Source organism: Thiobacillus sp. SCN 63-57 (genome assembly GCF_001725555.1).
Classification (GTDB): Bacteria; Pseudomonadota; Gammaproteobacteria; order Burkholderiales; family Thiobacillaceae; genus Thiobacillus.
This window is the reverse complement of record NZ_MEGP01000036.1, coordinates 16391-31988: the sequence shown is the minus strand read 5'-3', so window position 1 is coordinate 31988 and position 15598 is coordinate 16391. Positions and strand designations below refer to the sequence as shown.

Genomic DNA, 15598 nt, shown 5'->3' with positions numbered 1-15598 from the left:
TCTGCAGAGAGCTTCATGGTCTGAACCCCACGCGACTGCATATCCGCCTCGGTCATTTTCATCAGGCGCTCGGTTTCCATGGCCACCAGGCTCTGCGGCAGATCCAGCGTACTTGTCTGCAACAGCAGCTCCATCGCCTGCTCTTTCAGTTTCGTCTGTACGCGACGTTTCGCTTCACGCTCCAGATTGGATTTCACCTCGGCCTTGAGTTTCTCCACGTCTCCGTCTTCGACCCCCAGCGCCTTGGCGAATTCCGCATCAATCGGTGGCAACGCCGGTACCTGTACGTCCTTGACCTGCACTTCGAAATGCGCCACCTTGCCCGCAAGCTCCTTGGCAGCATACTCTGCGGGGAAGGTCACGTCGAAGCCCTTGCTGTCGCCCGCCTTGAGGCCGGTCAGACTCTGTTCGAAATCCTTCAACAAACGGCCTTCGCCGATCACGGCGGCAAAATCGTCGCCCTTGCCGCCCTCGAATGCTGCGCCATCGACCGTGCCCTGATAGTCGAACTTGACCAGATCGCCTTCCGCAGCAGCCCGATCCACCGACTCAAACGTACGGCGCTGCTTTTGCAGGACTTCCAATGTCTTGACGACATCGGCGTCCGCCAGATTCACCACGGGCTTGCTCATCTTGCCGGTGCTCAAGTCGCCGATCTTCACTTCAGGATAGACCTCAAAACTGGCACTGAAGGTCATTTCCGTTGTGTCGGCCTGCCCCGTCTTCGGTTCGAAATGGGGATAACCCGCAATTTTCAGTTGATGGGCCTGTACCGCTTCACCGAAACGCGTCTGCAAGGTCTCGCCCAGCACTTCCTGACGCACGCCCGGGCCATGCTGACGCGCCACCGCGCTCAACGGCGCCTTGCCGGGGCGGAAACCGTCCATCTTGACGCTGCGTGCCAGACGCTTGAGGCGATTTTGCACCTCGGTTTCCAACTGCCCCATGGGCACGCTGATGTCCAGGCGACGGACCAGTCCTTCGAGAACTTCAAGATTTGCTTGCATCAAAATACTTCCTGGCTGAATTGAGGTTGGGTGAAGGGCAATAAGCTTGTGGTGCGAAAGGGGGGACTCGAACCCCCACGCCTTGCGGCGCTGGAACCTAAATCCAGTGCGTCTACCAATTCCGCCACTCTCGCGGCTCGGCCGCAAAACTATCAACCGATAAGTGTAATATAATCAAAGCGATGCTGTCACCCAAGCCCGCCCGGCATCCTGCCTAAGTCATTATTCCCATTCCGTTTTTTATTGCCGGTGCCGGTCGATCACTACGAAAACTTCCCTGTTGCCTCCTGGCTGCTGCCCAAACGGCTGCGTCGACCGGTGGAAGCCATCTACCGGTTCGCCCGCAGCGCGGACGACATCGCCGACGAAGGCGCCGCCACACCAACCGAACGGCTGCGCCAGCTCGCGGCCTACCATGATGAACTGAATCGCATCGAGCGAGGCGAGACACCCGCCGATCCGGTATTCGGCCCTCTGGCCGCAGCCATCCGCATGCATGCCATCCCGTTGGCTCCGTTCCGCGACCTGCTGTCAGCGTTTGCACAGGACGTTGAAAAAAAGCGCTATGCCAATTTCGGCGAAGTCATGGACTACTGCCACCGCTCGGCCAACCCGGTGGGCCGCCTGATGCTGCATCTGTACGGCGATCGCGACCCGCGCCACCTGGCCTATTCCGACGCCATCTGCAGCAGCCTGCAACTGATCAATTTCCTGCAGGACATCGCGATTGATTACCGGAAGGATCGCATCTACCTGCCACAGGACGAACTGGCCGCGCACCACGTCAGCGAAGCACAGATCGCGCAGGGCGACCCGCGCGGGCTGTGGCATATGATGATGCACAAGCAGATCGAGCGTACGCGCAAGTTGCTGCAGGCCGGCGCACCGCTCGGCCGGCAACTCAAGGGACGCATCGGGTTGGAACTGCGGGTAACCATCCGCGGCGGCGAAGCCATCCTGCGCAAATTGCACGCCGATCCCGGCTGCGTGTTCCACAATCGCCCGGTACTGACCAAAAAGGACTGGCTCATCATGCTCGGACGTGGGCTGTTTTGAATATGGACGTTCACCAGTATTGCCAGGAACGTGCCGCCGCGAGCGGCTCCAGTTTCTATTACAGCTTCGTTTTCCTGCAACCGGAGATGCGGCGTGCGATCACCGCGTTCTACGCGCTGTGCCGCGAACTCGACGACGTGGTGGACGAATGCCGCGAGCGCCAGGTGGCCGAAGCCAAGCTCGACTGGTGGCGCGCCGAGATCGGCCGTTTCGCCAACGGCGCGCCGGAGCACCCGGCAACCCGCGCGCTCTTCGACACCCCGCAGGGCCGCGCCATCCCGCCGGCCCTGCTGCTGGAAGTCGTGGACGGCATGGCGATGGATCTCGACCACACACGCTACCCGGATTTCAAGTCGCTCAACCTCTACTGCTATCGCGTTGCCGGTGTGGTCGGCGAAATCGCAGCATCGATCTTCGACGGCACGCGCGGCGAACATGATCGCGACATCCGCCGCTACGCCCACGAGTTGGGGCTGGCGTTCCAGCTCACCAACATCATCCGCGACGTCGGTGAAGACGCGCGGCGCGGACGCATCTATCTGCCGCAGGACGAACTGGTACGTTTCGGCGTACACGAAACCGATCTGCTGAGCGGACGCAACACGCCCGAATTTCAGACCCTGATGCAGTTCCAGTACGAACGCGCCCTGGCCTGCTACGGTCGTGCGTTCGCCGCACTCCCTCCCGGCGCACGGCATGCGCAGCGTCCCGGGCTGGTCATGGCGGCAATCTACCGCACCCTGCTCAGCGAAATCCGGCAATCCGGATTCCCGGTCTTGCACGCGCGCGTCTCGCTCACGCCATTACGCAAACTGTGGCTTGCCAGCAAGACCTGGCTGTTTCCGTGACAACTGAATTGGACCAACCCCGTGTCGCGGTCGTGGGTGGCGGCTGGGCAGGCTGCTCGGCCGCATTGACGCTGGCCGAGGCCGGCGTGGCGGTCACGCTGTACGAAGCCAGCCGTACGCTCGGGGGCCGCGCACGTGCGGTCGAACTCGAAGGTCAGCCGCTCGACAACGGCCAGCACATCCTGCTCGGTGCGTACGAACAATCGCTGCAACTGATTGAACGCCTGCATCCTGCCACACCACTGTGGCGTCTGCCGCTCACCCTGGAACAGCCGCCGGCGTTCAGTCTCACTTGCCCGCGCCTGCCTGCCCCGCTGCATTTGCTGGCAGGGCTGCTCAGTGCCCGCGGATTGAATTGGCGCGAGAAACTGGCTGCCGCGCACTGGGCACACACCATGCTGCGCGACACGGCAACGCCGGGGGAGTTGACTGTCAGCCAACTCACCCGCACGCAGCCAGAAAAATTACGCAATGCGCTGTGGCACCCCTTGTGCGTGTCCGCGCTCAACACCCCGCCCGAGCTGGCCGACGCACGGATTTTCCGCAGCGTGGTCCGCGCCGCATTCGGCGGACGCACCCAGCATAGCGACCTGATACTGCCGCGCCGCGATTTGACAGCACTGCTGCCCGCCCCGGCCGCCGCACGGGTGGTCGAGCTCGGTGGCGACATCCGTCTGGGCCATCGTGTGACCACGCTCGACGCCACACCGAACGCCATCGCCTTGGGCAACCATGGCGACATGGCCGTCTTCAGCCACGTCATCCTGGCTGTCGCGCCGCAACATCTCCCTGCCTTGGCGAAGCAAGTGCCGGCACTAGGACCGCTCGGCCATACCGTGGCAGGGTACGAATATCAACCCATTGCCACTGCCTATATGCAATACGACCCGGCTTTTCGATTGCCCAGTCCGCTGTTCGCCCTGGCCAACGGACCGGCGCAGTTTGTGTTCGATCGCGGCCAGAGCCATGGTCAGGCCGGTTTGCTGGCGTTCGTGGCCAGCGCTGCCACGAATCTGCCCGCTGATTGGTTGGATCAGGCAGAAGCGCAGTTGCGCCGGATCGTCCAGCCCGGGCCTACGCGCTGGCGCAAACGCATCATCGAAAAACAGGCAACCTATAGTTGCGTGCCCGAATTGGCACGCCCACCCGTCCACACCCCGCACCCGCGCATTTTTCTGGCGGGCGATTACACTGCCGGGCCGTACCCAGCCACGCTCGAAAGCGCAACACAGAGCGGAGTACAATCGGCCGGCGCATTACTCGAACAGCTATGAAAGACTATCTCCCTCGCCCCGATCTTCTCGCAGACCGCGTCATCCTCGTCACCGGCGCAAGTTCCGGCCTCGGCCGCGCCGCCAGCCTGGCGTTTGCGCGCCATGGCGCCACCGTCGCCCTGCTCGCACGCGATGAAACCAAACTCGAAGCCGTATACGACGAAATCGTCGCCGCCGGCGGACCCGAGCCCGCCATGTTTCCCTACGATCTTGCGGTCGCCGACGACCGCAGCCTGGAAACGCTCGCCGGCACCATCACGCATCATCTGCAGCGACTCGACGGCCTGCTCCACAGTGCCCACCAGTTCTACAATCTCTCCCCCCTGCACCTGCAAACGCTAGAGCAATGGCAGGCCCTGATGCGGGTCAACCTGATCGCGCCTTTCGCGCTCACCCGCGCCTGCCTGCCGCTGCTCCAGCAGGCGCCGGATGCATCGGTCATATTCACCGGCGAAACCCATGGCCACCATCCCCGCGCCTACTGGGGCGGCTATGCCGTCGCGAAATCAGGCCTGGAAACGCTGACCCACATCTGGGCCGACGAACTCAGTGCGGACGAAAACCTGCGCATCAATACCCTCATACCCGGCCAGGTGGCGACGACCTTGCGCGCACGCACTCACCCCGGGCTTGCACCCGAAACCCTTCCCAGCGTCGACGATCTGATGCCCTGGTATCTGTACCTGATGGGTGAAGACGGCCGCGCAGTGCGCGGACAGATCGTGGAATGCCAGACCTGATTTTCCTGTTGTGATGAAAATCGGCCGTTACGAAATCCTCGATGAAATCGGCCAAGGCGCGATGGGCACAGTCTACCGGGCACGCGACCCGCTGATCGAGCGAACGGTTGCCATCAAGACAGTGCCTATTGCCCAGTTGCAACAGGAAGGCGCCGACGCCGAGTCGCGTTTTTTGCGCGAAGCACAGAGCGCCGGCCGCCTGTCCCACCCCAATATCGTGACCATCTACGACGTGGGCGAGGCCGACGGGCTTGCCTATATCGCCATGGAATACCTGCATGGCAGAACGCTACGCGATCTCATGGACAAGGGGCCGATGCCGCTGGACCTGGCGCTCGACACCGCCATGCAGATGGCTGAAGCCATGGCATTCGCACACGAGCATGGCGTTATCCATCGTGACATCAAGCCCGCCAACGTCGTCGTGACCGGAAAACGCGGGCATATCAAATTGACCGATTTCGGCATCGCCCATCTCGTCAACAGCGATCACACCCAGGCCGGGCAAATGCTGGGCTCGCCACGCTACATGTCGCCGGAACAGGCGATGGGACGGGAAGTGGATGGGCGTTCCGATATTTTTTCGCTGGGCGCAGTCCTGTACGAAATGCTGACAGGGCGCTATGCCTTCGATGGCGACAGCCTGCCCACGATCGTCTATCGGGTCATCAACGAAACGCCGGTACCTGCCACGACCCTGCGCCCCGGGATTCCGACCGGCCTAGCCAGCTTGCTCGCCCACATGCTGAACAAAAAGCCGGAAGCCCGACCGGATGCCCGCACGCTGGTCAGCGCCTTCCATGCATTGTCATTGGCATTGGCATCGCCTCCGGCCACCGCCCCCATGCCGGTACCGTCTGCCAACCGGGTGTCACGCCTGTTGCGGGTACTTGCATTTGGCGTACCTCTTGGCGTTTTCCTACTGATCGGGCTCGGGATCATCGTGATCGAACACTTCCTGGCGACGCCTCCGCAGGTGTCCCAGCAACCCGCACCGCAGGCGGTCTCGCCCGCAACCGAGGACACCACGACAGACCAACCGCCGCCCGAGTCCGATGAGACGGCAGACTCGCCGCCCCCTGAGTCGGACGCCTATCTCGCGGGTCTAGACAAGAAACTGGTTGAACTGCGCATCAAGCGCACGGTGCTCCTGCTGAAGTACACCAACCAACATCCCGATGTGGTCCAGGTCGATCGTCAACTCGAACAGCTACGCGCCGAGCGCCGTCGCTACCTGAAGCGACTGCAGAAAAACTAGGCCGCTTACCAGTTGGTCTCGCGTTCCGCCGTGGCCGACACTTTATGGATGCTGAGGTCGGCCCCATTGAACTCGGCCTCCGGATCCAGCCTCAAGCCCACGAATCGCTTCAGCAAACCATACACCACCAGGCTGCCAAGCGCGGCGACAGTCACGCCACCCAGCGTGCCGATCAACTGCGCCGTCAGGCTGACGCCGCCCAGACCGCCCAGTGCCTTGGTACCGAAAATGCCGGCCGCGATCCCGCCCCATGCTCCGCACAACCCATGCAAAGGCCATACGCCGAGCACGTCATCGATCTTCCACTTGTTCTGGGTCACCATGAACATCCACACGAACAACGCCCCTGCGATCGCGCCGGTTGCCAGGGCGCCAAGCGGATGCATCAGGTCCGAGCCCGCGCACACTGCCACCAGACCGGCCAGCGGTCCGTTATGGATGAAACCCGGATCGTTGCGGCCCAGCACCAGGGCGGTCAGTGTGCCGCCCACCATCGCCATCAGCGAGTTCACCGCCACCAGACCCGACACGGCCTCGATCAGTTGTGCCGACATCACATTGAACCCAAACCAGCCTACGGTCAGTATCCATGCCCCGAGCGCCAGAAACGGGATATTGGACGGCGGATGCGCGGAGATCATTCCATCCTTGGTATAGCGCCCGCGTCGCGCGCCCAGCAACAGCACTGCCGGCAAGGCGATCCAGCCGCCCACTGCATGCACCACCACCGACCCGGCGAAGTCATGGAACTTGGCGCCGACGCTCGCCGCCAGCCAGTCCTGGATGCCGTAGTTGCCGTTCCAGACAATGCCCTCATAGAACGGATAGACCAACCCGACCAGCGCGAAGGTGGCCGCCAGTTGCGGGCTGAAACGCGCGCGTTCGGCAATGCCCCCCGACACGATGGCCGGAATGGCTGCCGCAAAGGTCAGCAGGAAAAAGAACTTGACCAGGTCGTAGCCGTTCTTGGCCGACAGCACCTCGGCACTGGAAAAAAAACTGATGCCGTAGGCGATGCTGTAGCCGATGAAAAAATAGGCGATGGTGGACACCGAGAAATCGGTGAGGATCTTGACCAGCGCATTGACCTGATTCTTCTTGCGCACCGTGCCAAGTTCCAGAAAGGCAAACCCAGCATGCATGGCCAGCACCATGATGCCGCCCAGCAATACGAACAACACGTCACTGCCTGTTTTCAATGCTTCCATGCACCGGCTCCCGATTGAATGCCGGCTGGAATAAGCAAGCTGCGTTCCTATCTGACAAACAATTGATTTATAAGGATATAGGCATCGACAGTGCAATATACAAGCACCAAAATAGTGCCAAATAGAATATACGGCACTTTAACAGTGCATCAATCCTGCTTGCGAGATGCCGGATCAACCTGCCCTGCTTCGATGCGATCGAATTCGTCATCCATATCGGAATCGGACATGGGCGAATAATCCGATTCGGGCTTGGGCTTGCTGATCATGGCCGCGACGATGATTCCCAGTTCATAGAGTATCCACAGGGGCGTCGCCAGCATGAATTGCGAAATGACATCCGGTGGAGTAAAGATCGCCCCGATGACAAACGCTCCGACAATGACATACGGTCGGATTTCGCGCAGTTTGGCAACCGAGACCATGCCCATCTTGACCAGCAGCACCACTGCAATGGGGACCTCGAACGTGATGCCAAAGGCCAAGAACATGGTCAGCACGAAATCGAGGTATTTGCCAATATCGGTCATCACCGCCACGCCAGTAGGGGTGACGCTGACAATGAAATGGAACACGAGCGGAAACACCAGAAAATAGGCGAACGCCATACCCGTCAAGAACAGAATGACGCTGGCTATCACCAACGGGACGCCGATGCGTTTTTCGTGTTGGTACAGCCCGGGCGCCACGAACGCCCAGGCCTGGTAGAACACCCACGGCAAGGCCAGCAGGAAGGCGGCCATCATGGTGACCTTCATCGGCACAAAAAACGGCGTAGTGATTTCGGTGGCAATCATCTGCCCACCTTTGGGCAGCGCCGCCAGAAGCGGACGCGCGAGAAGCGCATAGATATCCTGTGCCCACGGGAAGAGGCAGATAAAGATGATCACGACAGCAAGCACCGCGCGCAGCAGCCGGTCCCGCATTTCGATGAGATGCGCGATAAAGGTGTCTTCGGTATCGCTCATGCAGATTTACCCGCGTTTTCGCTGGATGCCGATGCCGTCCCAGCCGAAGCCGGCGCTGCGCGTCCGGTATTCTGGTCTGGCTCATCCAGCGGCAGGCTCTGCTGCAGCGCGTGCTCGGTTTCGCTCTGTGGCTGCGAGGCAGGCTCCGCAACGATGGCGGATTTCACACTGGCCACGCTCTCCGTCACAGCCTGGGTGACGTTGTTCGCTTCCTTGCGCAGGAAATCGTCGACCACCGTGGCCTGCTGTTCGACGCCCGACGCGGCCGACTCGACCGATTCCTTGAAACTCTGGCCGGCACGGCGAAGCTCATCAAGCTGGATCTCGCGGCCAATATCCGATTTGACCGACGACACATAACGCTGCAAGCGACCGTACAGGTGCCCTGCCGTACGCGCGACCTTGGGCAGCCGCTCCGGGCCGATGACGATCAGCGCAACCACGCCGATGACGACGAGCTCAGAGAATCCGATATCGAACATAGAAAGTGTTGTGGGTCAGGATTCCGGGGCAGGAAAAGATCGGTGCGATGGGTTGCCCGATCCTAGCCATGCCACACACTCAGGAATGATGCTTGTCTTTCACTTCGGCATCGATGGTATGTCCGGTCTCATCCTTGTCGCTCAATTTGGGTGCATCTTCCTTCATCCCTTCCTTGAACCCTTTGACCGCCCCTCCCAGATCGCTGCCGATATTACGCAGTTTCTTGGTACCAAAAATCAGCAGCACGATTACCAAAACGATCAACCAGTGCCAAATGCTAAAGCCGCCCATGGAATGTCTCCTTTAAATTTAACTTTTCCTGACGGGATCACCCCCGCCAAATACGTGAACATGGATGTGGAACACTTCCTGGCCACCGCCGCGGCCGGTGTTGATCAGTGTCTTGAAGCCCGTGTCGAGCCCCTGTTCCTTGGCCAGGCGCGGCGCCAGCAACAACATCTTCCCCAAAAGTGCCTGATGCTCGGGCAAGCAGTCGGACAGCGTCGCGACGTGCGCTTTCGGAATGATCAGGAAATGTACCCGTGCAAACGGATGGATGTCATGGAAAGCCAGGACATCGTCGTCTTCATAGACTTTCCCGCTTGGCAATTGTCCGGCCGCGATTTTGCAGAAAATGCAGTCACTCATGTCGATTCGCTTTTTCGGTCAGCCCGGACAAGCCTTCTCGGCGCGCCAGTTCATTCAGCACATCCGCCGGCTTCAATCCCTTGTATGCCAGCAGCACCAGGGTATGAAACCACAAATCGGCGACTTCGTAGATGATCTTTTCGGCCTGGCCGTCTTTCGCCGCCATCACAGTCTCGGTCGCTTCCTCGCCGATTTTCTTCAGGATGGCATCCGTACCCTTGGCGTAGAGTTTGGCAACGTAGGAACTGTCGGGCGACGCCTGCTTGCGCGCTTCCAGCGTATCGGCCAGGCGGTCGAGGATATCGCTCATTTGCGGTAGATCTCGTCGGGATTCTTCAGCACCGGGGCAGTCGTCACCCAGTGGCCATTGTCCAGCTTCTGGAAAAAACACGAGCGGCGCCCGGTATGACAGGCGATGCCGCCCAGTTGTTCGATTTTGAGCAACACCACATCATTGTCGCAATCGAGGCGGATTTCACTGACGTTCTGCACATGGCCGGATTCTTCGCCCTTGCGCCACAGTTTGTTGCGCGAGCGCGACCAGTACACCCCGCGCAACGTGCGTGCCGTTTCTTCGAGAGCCTCGCGGTTCATCCACGCCACCATGAGGATTTCTCCACTGGCGGCATCCTGAGCGATCGCCGGGACGAGCCCATGCGCATCCCATTTGACGGCATCGAGCCAGTCGCTCACAGGCGCACCTCGATTCCGTGCTGTTTCATGTAGCGCTTCGCCTCATCTACCCCGTATTCGCCGAAGTGGAAGATGCTCGCCGCCAGCACCGCATCGGCCCGGCCCTCCTTCACCCCGTCGACGAGATGTTGCAGCGTGCCGACCCCCCCGCTCGCGATGATGGGAATGTCGACCGCGTCGGAAATCGCTCGGGTCAGTTCCAGGTCGAAACCGCTTTTGGTACCGTCGCGATCCATCGAGGTGAGCAGCAGTTCGCCAGCACCCAGATTTTCCATTTTTTTCGCCCACTCGACCGCATCCAGCCCGGTTGCCGTACGGCCGCCGTGGGTGAAAACCTCCCAGTGATCACCGGCTCGCTTGGCGTCGATCGCCACCACGATGCACTGGCTGCCATAACGATCGGCCGCATCCTTTACCAGTTGCGGATTGGTGACCGCAGAGGTATTGATGCTGACCTTGTCCGCGCCGGCATTGAGCAGACGCTGGACATCCCCGACCACACGCACGCCGCCGCCGACCGTCAACGGAATGAACACCTCCGAAGCCACGGCTTCGATGATGTGGAGGATCAGGTCACGATTGTCGGACGATGCGGTGATGTCGAGAAAGGTCAACTCGTCGGCGCCCGCTTCGTTGTAGCGACGCGCGATTTCGACGGGGTCCCCGGCATCCTTCAGTTCGACGAAATTGACGCCCTTGACCACGCGGCCGTTGGTGACGTCGAGACAGGGGATGATGCGCTTTGCCAGCATGGTTATCCTGTCGAATCAGACCCCGAACACACCACCGGCCAGCTCGTCGGCGAGCTTCTGTGCCTCGGCGAAGTCGAGCGTACCCTGGTAGATCGCACGACCGGTGATCGCGCCGATGATGCCGTCCTTGGCCACCGTAGACAGTGCCCTGACATCGTCGAGATTGGTCACGCCACCGCTGGCAATGACCGGGATCGACAGCGCCTGCGCCAGTCGCTGGGTGGCGTCCACGTTCACGCCCGTGAGCATGCCGTCACGACCAATATCGGTATAGATGACGGCCTCGACACCATACCCCTCGAAGCGCTTGGCCAGATCGATCACATCGTGGCCGGTGATCTTGGACCAGCCTTCGACGGCAATCTTGCCATCCTTGGCATCCAGCCCGACCATCACGTGCCCCGGGAAAGCATCACAGGCCTCGTGCAGGAAACCAGGATTTTTCACCGCGGCAGTACCGATGATGACGTAGCGCACGCCATCGTCGAGATAGCGTTCGATGGTGGCGAGGTCGCGAATGCCGCCACCGAGCTGCACCGGCATCTCGTCGCCTACCGCATCGACGATCGAGCGAATCGCCACATCGTTGACTGGCTTGCCGGCAAATGCACCGTTCAGGTCGACCAGATGCAGGCGCCGCGCACCCAGTTCTTTCCAGTGGCGTGCCGTGGCAGCCGGATCTTCGGAAAACACGGTGGCCTTGTCCATTTCGCCTTGTTCCAGGCGCACGCAGTGGCCGTCTTTAAGGTCGATCGCAGGAATAATTAACATGGCTGATCAGCAGGGTCGTACAGGAGAAAATTAGGCGCAGGCCGCGCCGGACATATCGCAGGCGGTATCGCGTTCGCCCGGATTCCAGGTTACAAAATTGCCCAGTAGCGTCAAACCATCATTCTGGCTTTTTTCCGGATGAAACTGGACTGCAAAGATGTTCGCTGTCGCCACCGCGCAGGTAAACGGAAACGGATAGTGCGAGAATCCAGCGATCACGTCGGGCGCGGTCGGCTGCACAAAATAGCTATGGACGAAATAGAAACGCGCGCCCTCCTCGATCCCCACCCACAAGGGATGCGGCATCGCCTGATGGACGTTGTTCCAGCCCATGTGCGGCACCTTGAGCTTGTTGCCCGCAGCGTCGTGCATCGCCTCGTGCGGGAATCGCTGCACCGTGCCCGGCAGGATGCCGAGACAGGCGGTATCGCCTTCCTCGCTATGCTCGAACAGCACCTGCATCCCCATGCAGATGCCCAGAAAGGGTTTGCTGCGGGCGGCGTCGACGATCGCCTGGCGCAGTCCGCGCGCATCGATCTCACGCATGCAGTCGGGCGCCGCGCCCTGTCCCGGAAACACCACGCGTCCGGCAGCCGCAATCACCGCCGGATCGGACGTCACCACCACGCTGGCCGACGGCGCGACGTGCTCGATGGCCTTGGACACCGAACGCAGGTTGCCCATGCCATAGTCGATGACGGCGATATCGACGCTCACTGCCCCGCCTCCAGGATGCGCGTTGCGATCATAGTGCACCTTTCGTCGAGGGCAGCACGTCGCCCATGCGTGCGTCGGCTTCCACCGCCATCCGCAGCGCACGGCCGAAGGCCTTGAAGATCGTCTCGGCCTGGTGGTGCGCGTTGATGCCACGCAGGTTGTCGATATGCAGCGTCACACCCGCATGGTTGATGAAGCCGCGGAAGAACTCGAGAAACAGATCGACGTCGAATTCGCCGATGCGCGCACGGGTGTAATCGACGTGGTATTCCAAGCCCGGCCGACCGGACAGGTCGATCACCACGCGCGAGAGCGCTTCATCCAGCGGCACGTAGGCATGGCCGTAGCGGCGGATGCCCTTCTTGTCGCCAAGCGCCTGGGCGAATGCCTGCCCCAGCGTGATGCCCGTATCTTCCACCGTGTGGTGGGCATCGATGTGCAGGTCGCCCTTGGCCTGGATATCCAGGTCGATCAGGCCATGGCGCGCGATCTGATCGAGCATGTGATCGAGAAACGGCACCCCGGTATCGAGTTTGGATACGCCCGTACCGTCGAGATTGAGACTGACCGCGATCTGGGTTTCGAGGGTATTGCGAGTGACTTGTGCGGTGCGCATGGCGTCGAAAAATAAGGCTGTAGAAGAATTCTAGCAGTTCGCAATGGCTTTCAACGCGGCAAGCAGTGCGTCGCATTGTGAATCGGTGCCGACCGTGATGCGTAAAAACGGCGCAATGCGGGCTGGATTCCGGAAATGCCGCACGATGATGCTGCGCTCGCGCAGTGCAGCAGCCAATACAGCGCCGTCTTGGGCCGAATGGCGAGCGAAGATGAAGTTGGCGGCCGAGGGCAGCACCTGGAAGCCCAGGGCTTCCATACCGGCCACCAGCCGGGTGCGCGTCGCCACCACTTTGGCGCAAATGGACTCGAAATAGGCATAGTCTTCCATCGAAGCCAAAGCCCCTGCCTGGGCGAAGCGATCGAGCGGATAGGAATTGAAGCTGTCTTTCACCCGGTTGAGCGCCTCGATCAGATGCGCCTGGCCGATGGCATAGCCGACGCGTAGACCCGCCAGGGCATGCGATTTGGACAGGGTACGGACGACCAGCAACTGCGGATAACGGGCCACCAGTCTCACTGCCGATTCGCCACCGAAATCGATGTAGGCTTCGTCGATTACCACCACCGAGTCCGGATTGCCCGTCAGCAGACGCTCGATCTCGCCCAATGCAAGCAGGCGCCCGGTCGGCGCATTGGGATTGGGGAAAATCACCCCGCCGTTGGGCGCGAGATAATCGTCGATCCTGATCTCGAACGTGTCCGTCAGTGGGATTGTTCGATAGTCGATTTCGTACAACCCGCAATACACAGGGTAGAAGCTATAGCTGATGTCGGGAAACAGGATCGGCTGGCCATGCTTCAGCAGTGCCATGAACGCATGCGCCAGCACCTCGTCGGAGCCGTTGCCGACGAACACCTGGTCGGCCGCCACGCCGTGATACGCCGCGATGCCGGCTCGAAGCCGGTCCGAGCCGGGGTCAGGATAGAGGCGTAGCGTGTCGGCCGCTTCCGCGCGCACAGCGTCGAGCACTTTCGGGCTGGGCCCGTAGGGATTCTCGTTGGTGTTGAGCTTGACCAGATTGGCCAGCTTGGGCTGCTCGCCCGGCACATAGGGCGTCAGGCCGTGTACCACGGCGCTCCAATAACGACTCATGGAAACAGCAGGCTCATTTATGTGTCAGGCGATATTCGGCCGAGCGCGCGTGCGCCTGCAGGCCTTCGCCGTAGGCCAACGTGGCAGCGATCTGCCCCAGCGTCTGTGCGCCGGCCTGCGACACATGGATCAGACTGCTGCGCTTCTGGAAGTCGTACACGCCCAGCGGCGACGAGAAGCGTGCCGTGCGCGAGGTCGGTAGCACATGGTTCGGCCCGGCGCAGTAATCGCCCAGCGCCTCGCAGGTGTTCCGGCCCATGAAGATCGCACCGGCATGGCGCAGCTTGGGCAGCAGCGCATCGGGATCAGCCACCGAGAGCTCCAGGTGTTCCGGCGCGATCGTGTTCGAAATCGCCACCGCGTCGTCGAGGTCGCGCGTCTTGATCAGCGCCCCGCGGTTGGTGAGCGAGGTGCGGATCACTTCGCTACGCGGCATTTCTTCAATCAATTGGTTGATTGCGGTCGCCACCGCATCGAGGTAGTCCGCATCCGGCGACAGCAGGATCGACTGTGCCATTTCGTCGTGCTCGGCCTGCGAAAACAGATCCATCGCCACCCATTCCGGCGGCGTGTTGCCATCGGCGATGACGAGGATCTCGGATGGACCGGCGATCATGTCGATCCCCACCGTGCCGAACACCCGACGCTTGGCTGCTGCCACGTAGGCATTGCCGGGGCCGACGATTTTGTCGACCTGCGGCACGGTCTCGGTGCCATAGGCCAGCGCTGCCACCGCCTGCGCGCCACCGAGGGTGAACACGCGGTCCACCCCGGCGATCGCGGCGGCGGCCAGCACCAGCGGATTCTGCTCGCCGCCCGGGGTCGGCACCACCATGATGAGCTCGCCGACGCCTGCCACCTTGGCCGGAATCGCGTTCATCAGCACCGACGACGGATACGCCGCCTTGCCGCCAGGGACATACAGCCCGACGCGGTCCAGCGGCGTGACTTTCTGTCCCAATACGGTGCCATCGTCCTCGGTATAGGTCCACGAACCCTGGATCTGCTTCTCGTGATAGCGACGTACGCGATCCGCTGCAGCCTCCAGCGCCTGGCGCGTGTCGGCCGGCAGGGCTGCGAGTGCGGCCTGCAATTGCGCAGTATTCAACTCAAGGCTGGCGACCGAGGCCGCCGGCAGGCGGTCGAAGCGTTCGGTATATTCGAGTACAGCCGCATCACCCCGTGTTTTCACGTCGAGCAGAATGGTGGTAACCGTCTGCTCGATGGCGGCGTCGGCCGCATCGTCGAATTGCAACAGGCGGGCAAGACGCGCCTGAAAATCAGGCGCTGTGCTGTCGAGGCGGGCGAGGGTAACCACAGGATTCCTGCTTCACAAAGAATAAAGGCGAAAGACTGGCTGGAATTGTACCGGTTTTTGACGCTTCACCGCGCTCGCACGGGCTTTTCCCGATGGCACTCATACCCATTCCGGAAATTAGACAAAGTCCAGATTGGTGTTTATCA

General features: G+C 61.2%; 19 protein-coding genes and 1 tRNA gene. 5 read left to right on the top strand and 15 right to left on the bottom strand.

Features of this window, described 5'->3' with window-relative positions; translation table 11 throughout:
• Together tig and ABT23_RS13280 are read right to left on the bottom strand one after the other, a co-directional pair.
• A partial coding sequence (tig, locus tag ABT23_RS13285) for a trigger factor (RefSeq protein ID WP_296636224.1) occupies positions 1–1007 on the bottom strand: 1007 nt, incomplete at its 3' end.
• A gap of 49 nt (positions 1008–1056) precedes the next feature.
• Positions 1057–1141: transfer RNA gene (locus ABT23_RS13280), tRNA-Leu, on the bottom strand.
• A 109-nt stretch (positions 1142–1250) separates the two neighbouring features.
• Here ABT23_RS13280 and hpnC point away from each other — a divergent pair.
• Genes hpnC through ABT23_RS13255 form a run of 5 tightly spaced genes read left to right on the top strand, consistent with a single transcriptional unit; the run spans position 1251 to position 6183 of the window.
• On the top strand, positions 1251–2063 hold the full coding sequence (hpnC, locus tag ABT23_RS13275; RefSeq protein ID WP_296636221.1) for a squalene synthase HpnC: 813 nt from the start codon (positions 1251–1253) through the stop codon (positions 2061–2063).
• A 2-nt stretch (positions 2064–2065) separates the two neighbouring features.
• On the top strand, positions 2066–2911 hold the full coding sequence (gene hpnD, locus ABT23_RS13270; RefSeq protein WP_296636226.1) for a presqualene diphosphate synthase HpnD: 846 nt from the start codon (positions 2066–2068) through the stop codon (positions 2909–2911).
• Positions 2908–4185: a hydroxysqualene dehydroxylase HpnE gene (gene hpnE / locus ABT23_RS13265; RefSeq protein ID WP_296636217.1), complete on the top strand. Its 1278-nt coding sequence runs from the start codon at positions 2908–2910 to the stop codon at positions 4183–4185. The genes hpnD and hpnE overlap by 4 nt, the downstream gene beginning before the upstream one ends.
• Positions 4182–4925, top strand: coding sequence for an SDR family NAD(P)-dependent oxidoreductase (locus ABT23_RS13260; protein ID WP_296636214.1), 744 nt, complete (start codon positions 4182–4184; stop codon positions 4923–4925). The genes hpnE and ABT23_RS13260 overlap by 4 nt, the downstream gene beginning before the upstream one ends.
• Positions 4926–4938: 13 nt before the next feature.
• The gene (locus ABT23_RS13255) at positions 4939–6183 is read left to right on the top strand and encodes a serine/threonine-protein kinase (protein WP_296636211.1); all 1245 of its coding nucleotides are present in this window, start codon (positions 4939–4941) and stop codon (positions 6181–6183) included.
• Between the two features lie 5 nt (positions 6184–6188).
• Here ABT23_RS13255 and ABT23_RS13250 read toward each other — a convergent pair whose 3' ends face one another.
• The 13 genes from ABT23_RS13250 to hisD all read right to left on the bottom strand — a co-directional run bounded on the left by ABT23_RS13250 (position 6189) and on the right by hisD (position 15452).
• The gene (locus tag ABT23_RS13250; protein ID WP_296636209.1) at positions 6189–7391 is read right to left on the bottom strand and encodes an ammonium transporter; all 1203 of its coding nucleotides are present in this window, start codon (positions 7389–7391) and stop codon (positions 6189–6191) included.
• A gap of 149 nt (positions 7392–7540) precedes the next feature.
• Positions 7541–8359, bottom strand: a complete 819-nt coding sequence (gene tatC / locus ABT23_RS13245; RefSeq protein WP_296636206.1) for a twin-arginine translocase subunit TatC — start codon at positions 8357–8359, stop codon at positions 7541–7543.
• Positions 8356–8841: a Sec-independent protein translocase protein TatB gene (gene tatB / locus ABT23_RS13240; RefSeq protein WP_296636203.1), complete on the bottom strand. Its 486-nt coding sequence runs from the start codon at positions 8839–8841 to the stop codon at positions 8356–8358. Before tatB ends, tatC begins: the two co-directional genes overlap by 4 nt.
• A gap of 79 nt (positions 8842–8920) precedes the next feature.
• Positions 8921–9133, bottom strand: coding sequence for a Sec-independent protein translocase subunit TatA (gene tatA / locus ABT23_RS13235; protein ID WP_296636201.1), 213 nt, complete (start codon positions 9131–9133; stop codon positions 8921–8923).
• A gap of 18 nt (positions 9134–9151) precedes the next feature.
• The gene (locus ABT23_RS13230; RefSeq protein WP_296636198.1) at positions 9152–9490 is read right to left on the bottom strand and encodes a histidine triad nucleotide-binding protein; all 339 of its coding nucleotides are present in this window, start codon (positions 9488–9490) and stop codon (positions 9152–9154) included.
• Positions 9483–9800: a phosphoribosyl-ATP diphosphatase gene (locus ABT23_RS13225; protein ID WP_018508752.1), complete on the bottom strand. Its 318-nt coding sequence runs from the start codon at positions 9798–9800 to the stop codon at positions 9483–9485. Before ABT23_RS13225 ends, ABT23_RS13230 begins: the two co-directional genes overlap by 8 nt.
• Positions 9797–10183, bottom strand: a complete 387-nt coding sequence (gene hisI / locus ABT23_RS13220; RefSeq protein ID WP_296636195.1) for a phosphoribosyl-AMP cyclohydrolase — start codon at positions 10181–10183, stop codon at positions 9797–9799. Before hisI ends, ABT23_RS13225 begins: the two co-directional genes overlap by 4 nt.
• Positions 10180–10935, bottom strand: coding sequence for an imidazole glycerol phosphate synthase subunit HisF (gene hisF / locus ABT23_RS13215; RefSeq protein ID WP_296636193.1), 756 nt, complete (start codon positions 10933–10935; stop codon positions 10180–10182). The genes hisI and hisF overlap by 4 nt, the downstream gene beginning before the upstream one ends.
• A 15-nt stretch (positions 10936–10950) precedes the next feature.
• Positions 10951–11706 carry a 1-(5-phosphoribosyl)-5-[(5-phosphoribosylamino)methylideneamino]imidazole-4-carboxamide isomerase gene (gene hisA / locus ABT23_RS13210; RefSeq protein ID WP_296636190.1) on the bottom strand — a complete coding sequence of 252 codons (756 nt, stop codon included), beginning with the start codon at positions 11704–11706 and terminating at the stop codon, positions 10951–10953.
• Between the two features lie 30 nt (positions 11707–11736).
• A complete protein-coding gene (gene hisH / locus ABT23_RS13205) occupies positions 11737–12423 on the bottom strand; it encodes an imidazole glycerol phosphate synthase subunit HisH (RefSeq protein ID WP_296636187.1) in 687 nt (228 codons plus the stop codon).
• Between the two features lie 28 nt (positions 12424–12451).
• Positions 12452–13039: an imidazoleglycerol-phosphate dehydratase HisB gene (gene hisB, locus ABT23_RS13200; protein WP_296636183.1), complete on the bottom strand. Its 588-nt coding sequence runs from the start codon at positions 13037–13039 to the stop codon at positions 12452–12454.
• Between the two features lie 30 nt (positions 13040–13069).
• Complete coding sequence (gene hisC / locus ABT23_RS13195) at positions 13070–14134, bottom strand: histidinol-phosphate transaminase (protein WP_296636181.1); 1065 nt, start codon at positions 14132–14134, stop codon at positions 13070–13072.
• A gap of 13 nt (positions 14135–14147) precedes the next feature.
• Entirely contained in the window at positions 14148–15452 is a 1305-nt protein-coding gene (hisD, locus tag ABT23_RS13190) for a histidinol dehydrogenase (protein ID WP_296636178.1), read from the bottom strand.
• Between the last annotated feature and the right edge of the window lie 146 nt (positions 15453–15598).

What these genes read in the sequence shown, in the direction of transcription:
- hpnD (WP_296636226.1), top strand. Translation starts at nt 2,066, where the DNA reads ATGGACGTTCACCAGTATTGCCAGGAACGTGCCGCCGCGAGCGGCTCC.
- hisA (WP_296636190.1), bottom strand. Translation starts at nt 11,706, where the DNA reads ATGTTAATTATTCCTGCGATCGACCTTAAAGACGGCCACTGCGTGCGC.
- tatA (WP_296636201.1), bottom strand. Translation starts at nt 9,133, where the DNA reads ATGGGCGGCTTTAGCATTTGGCACTGGTTGATCGTTTTGGTAATCGTG.
- ABT23_RS13230 (WP_296636198.1), bottom strand. Translation starts at nt 9,490, where the DNA reads ATGAGTGACTGCATTTTCTGCAAAATCGCGGCCGGACAATTGCCAAGC.
- ABT23_RS13260 (WP_296636214.1), top strand. Translation starts at nt 4,182, where the DNA reads ATGAAAGACTATCTCCCTCGCCCCGATCTTCTCGCAGACCGCGTCATC.
- hisB (WP_296636183.1), bottom strand. Translation starts at nt 13,039, where the DNA reads ATGCGCACCGCACAAGTCACTCGCAATACCCTCGAAACCCAGATCGCG.
- hisC (WP_296636181.1), bottom strand. Translation starts at nt 14,134, where the DNA reads ATGAGTCGTTATTGGAGCGCCGTGGTACACGGCCTGACGCCCTATGTG.
- ABT23_RS13225 (WP_018508752.1), bottom strand. Translation starts at nt 9,800, where the DNA reads ATGAGCGATATCCTCGACCGCCTGGCCGATACGCTGGAAGCGCGCAAG.
- tatB (WP_296636203.1), bottom strand. Translation starts at nt 8,841, where the DNA reads ATGTTCGATATCGGATTCTCTGAGCTCGTCGTCATCGGCGTGGTTGCG.
- ABT23_RS13250 (WP_296636209.1), bottom strand. Translation starts at nt 7,391, where the DNA reads ATGGAAGCATTGAAAACAGGCAGTGACGTGTTGTTCGTATTGCTGGGC.
- hisF (WP_296636193.1), bottom strand. Translation starts at nt 10,935, where the DNA reads ATGCTGGCAAAGCGCATCATCCCCTGTCTCGACGTCACCAACGGCCGC.
- ABT23_RS13255 (WP_296636211.1), top strand. Translation starts at nt 4,939, where the DNA reads ATGAAAATCGGCCGTTACGAAATCCTCGATGAAATCGGCCAAGGCGCG.
- tatC (WP_296636206.1), bottom strand. Translation starts at nt 8,359, where the DNA reads ATGAGCGATACCGAAGACACCTTTATCGCGCATCTCATCGAAATGCGG.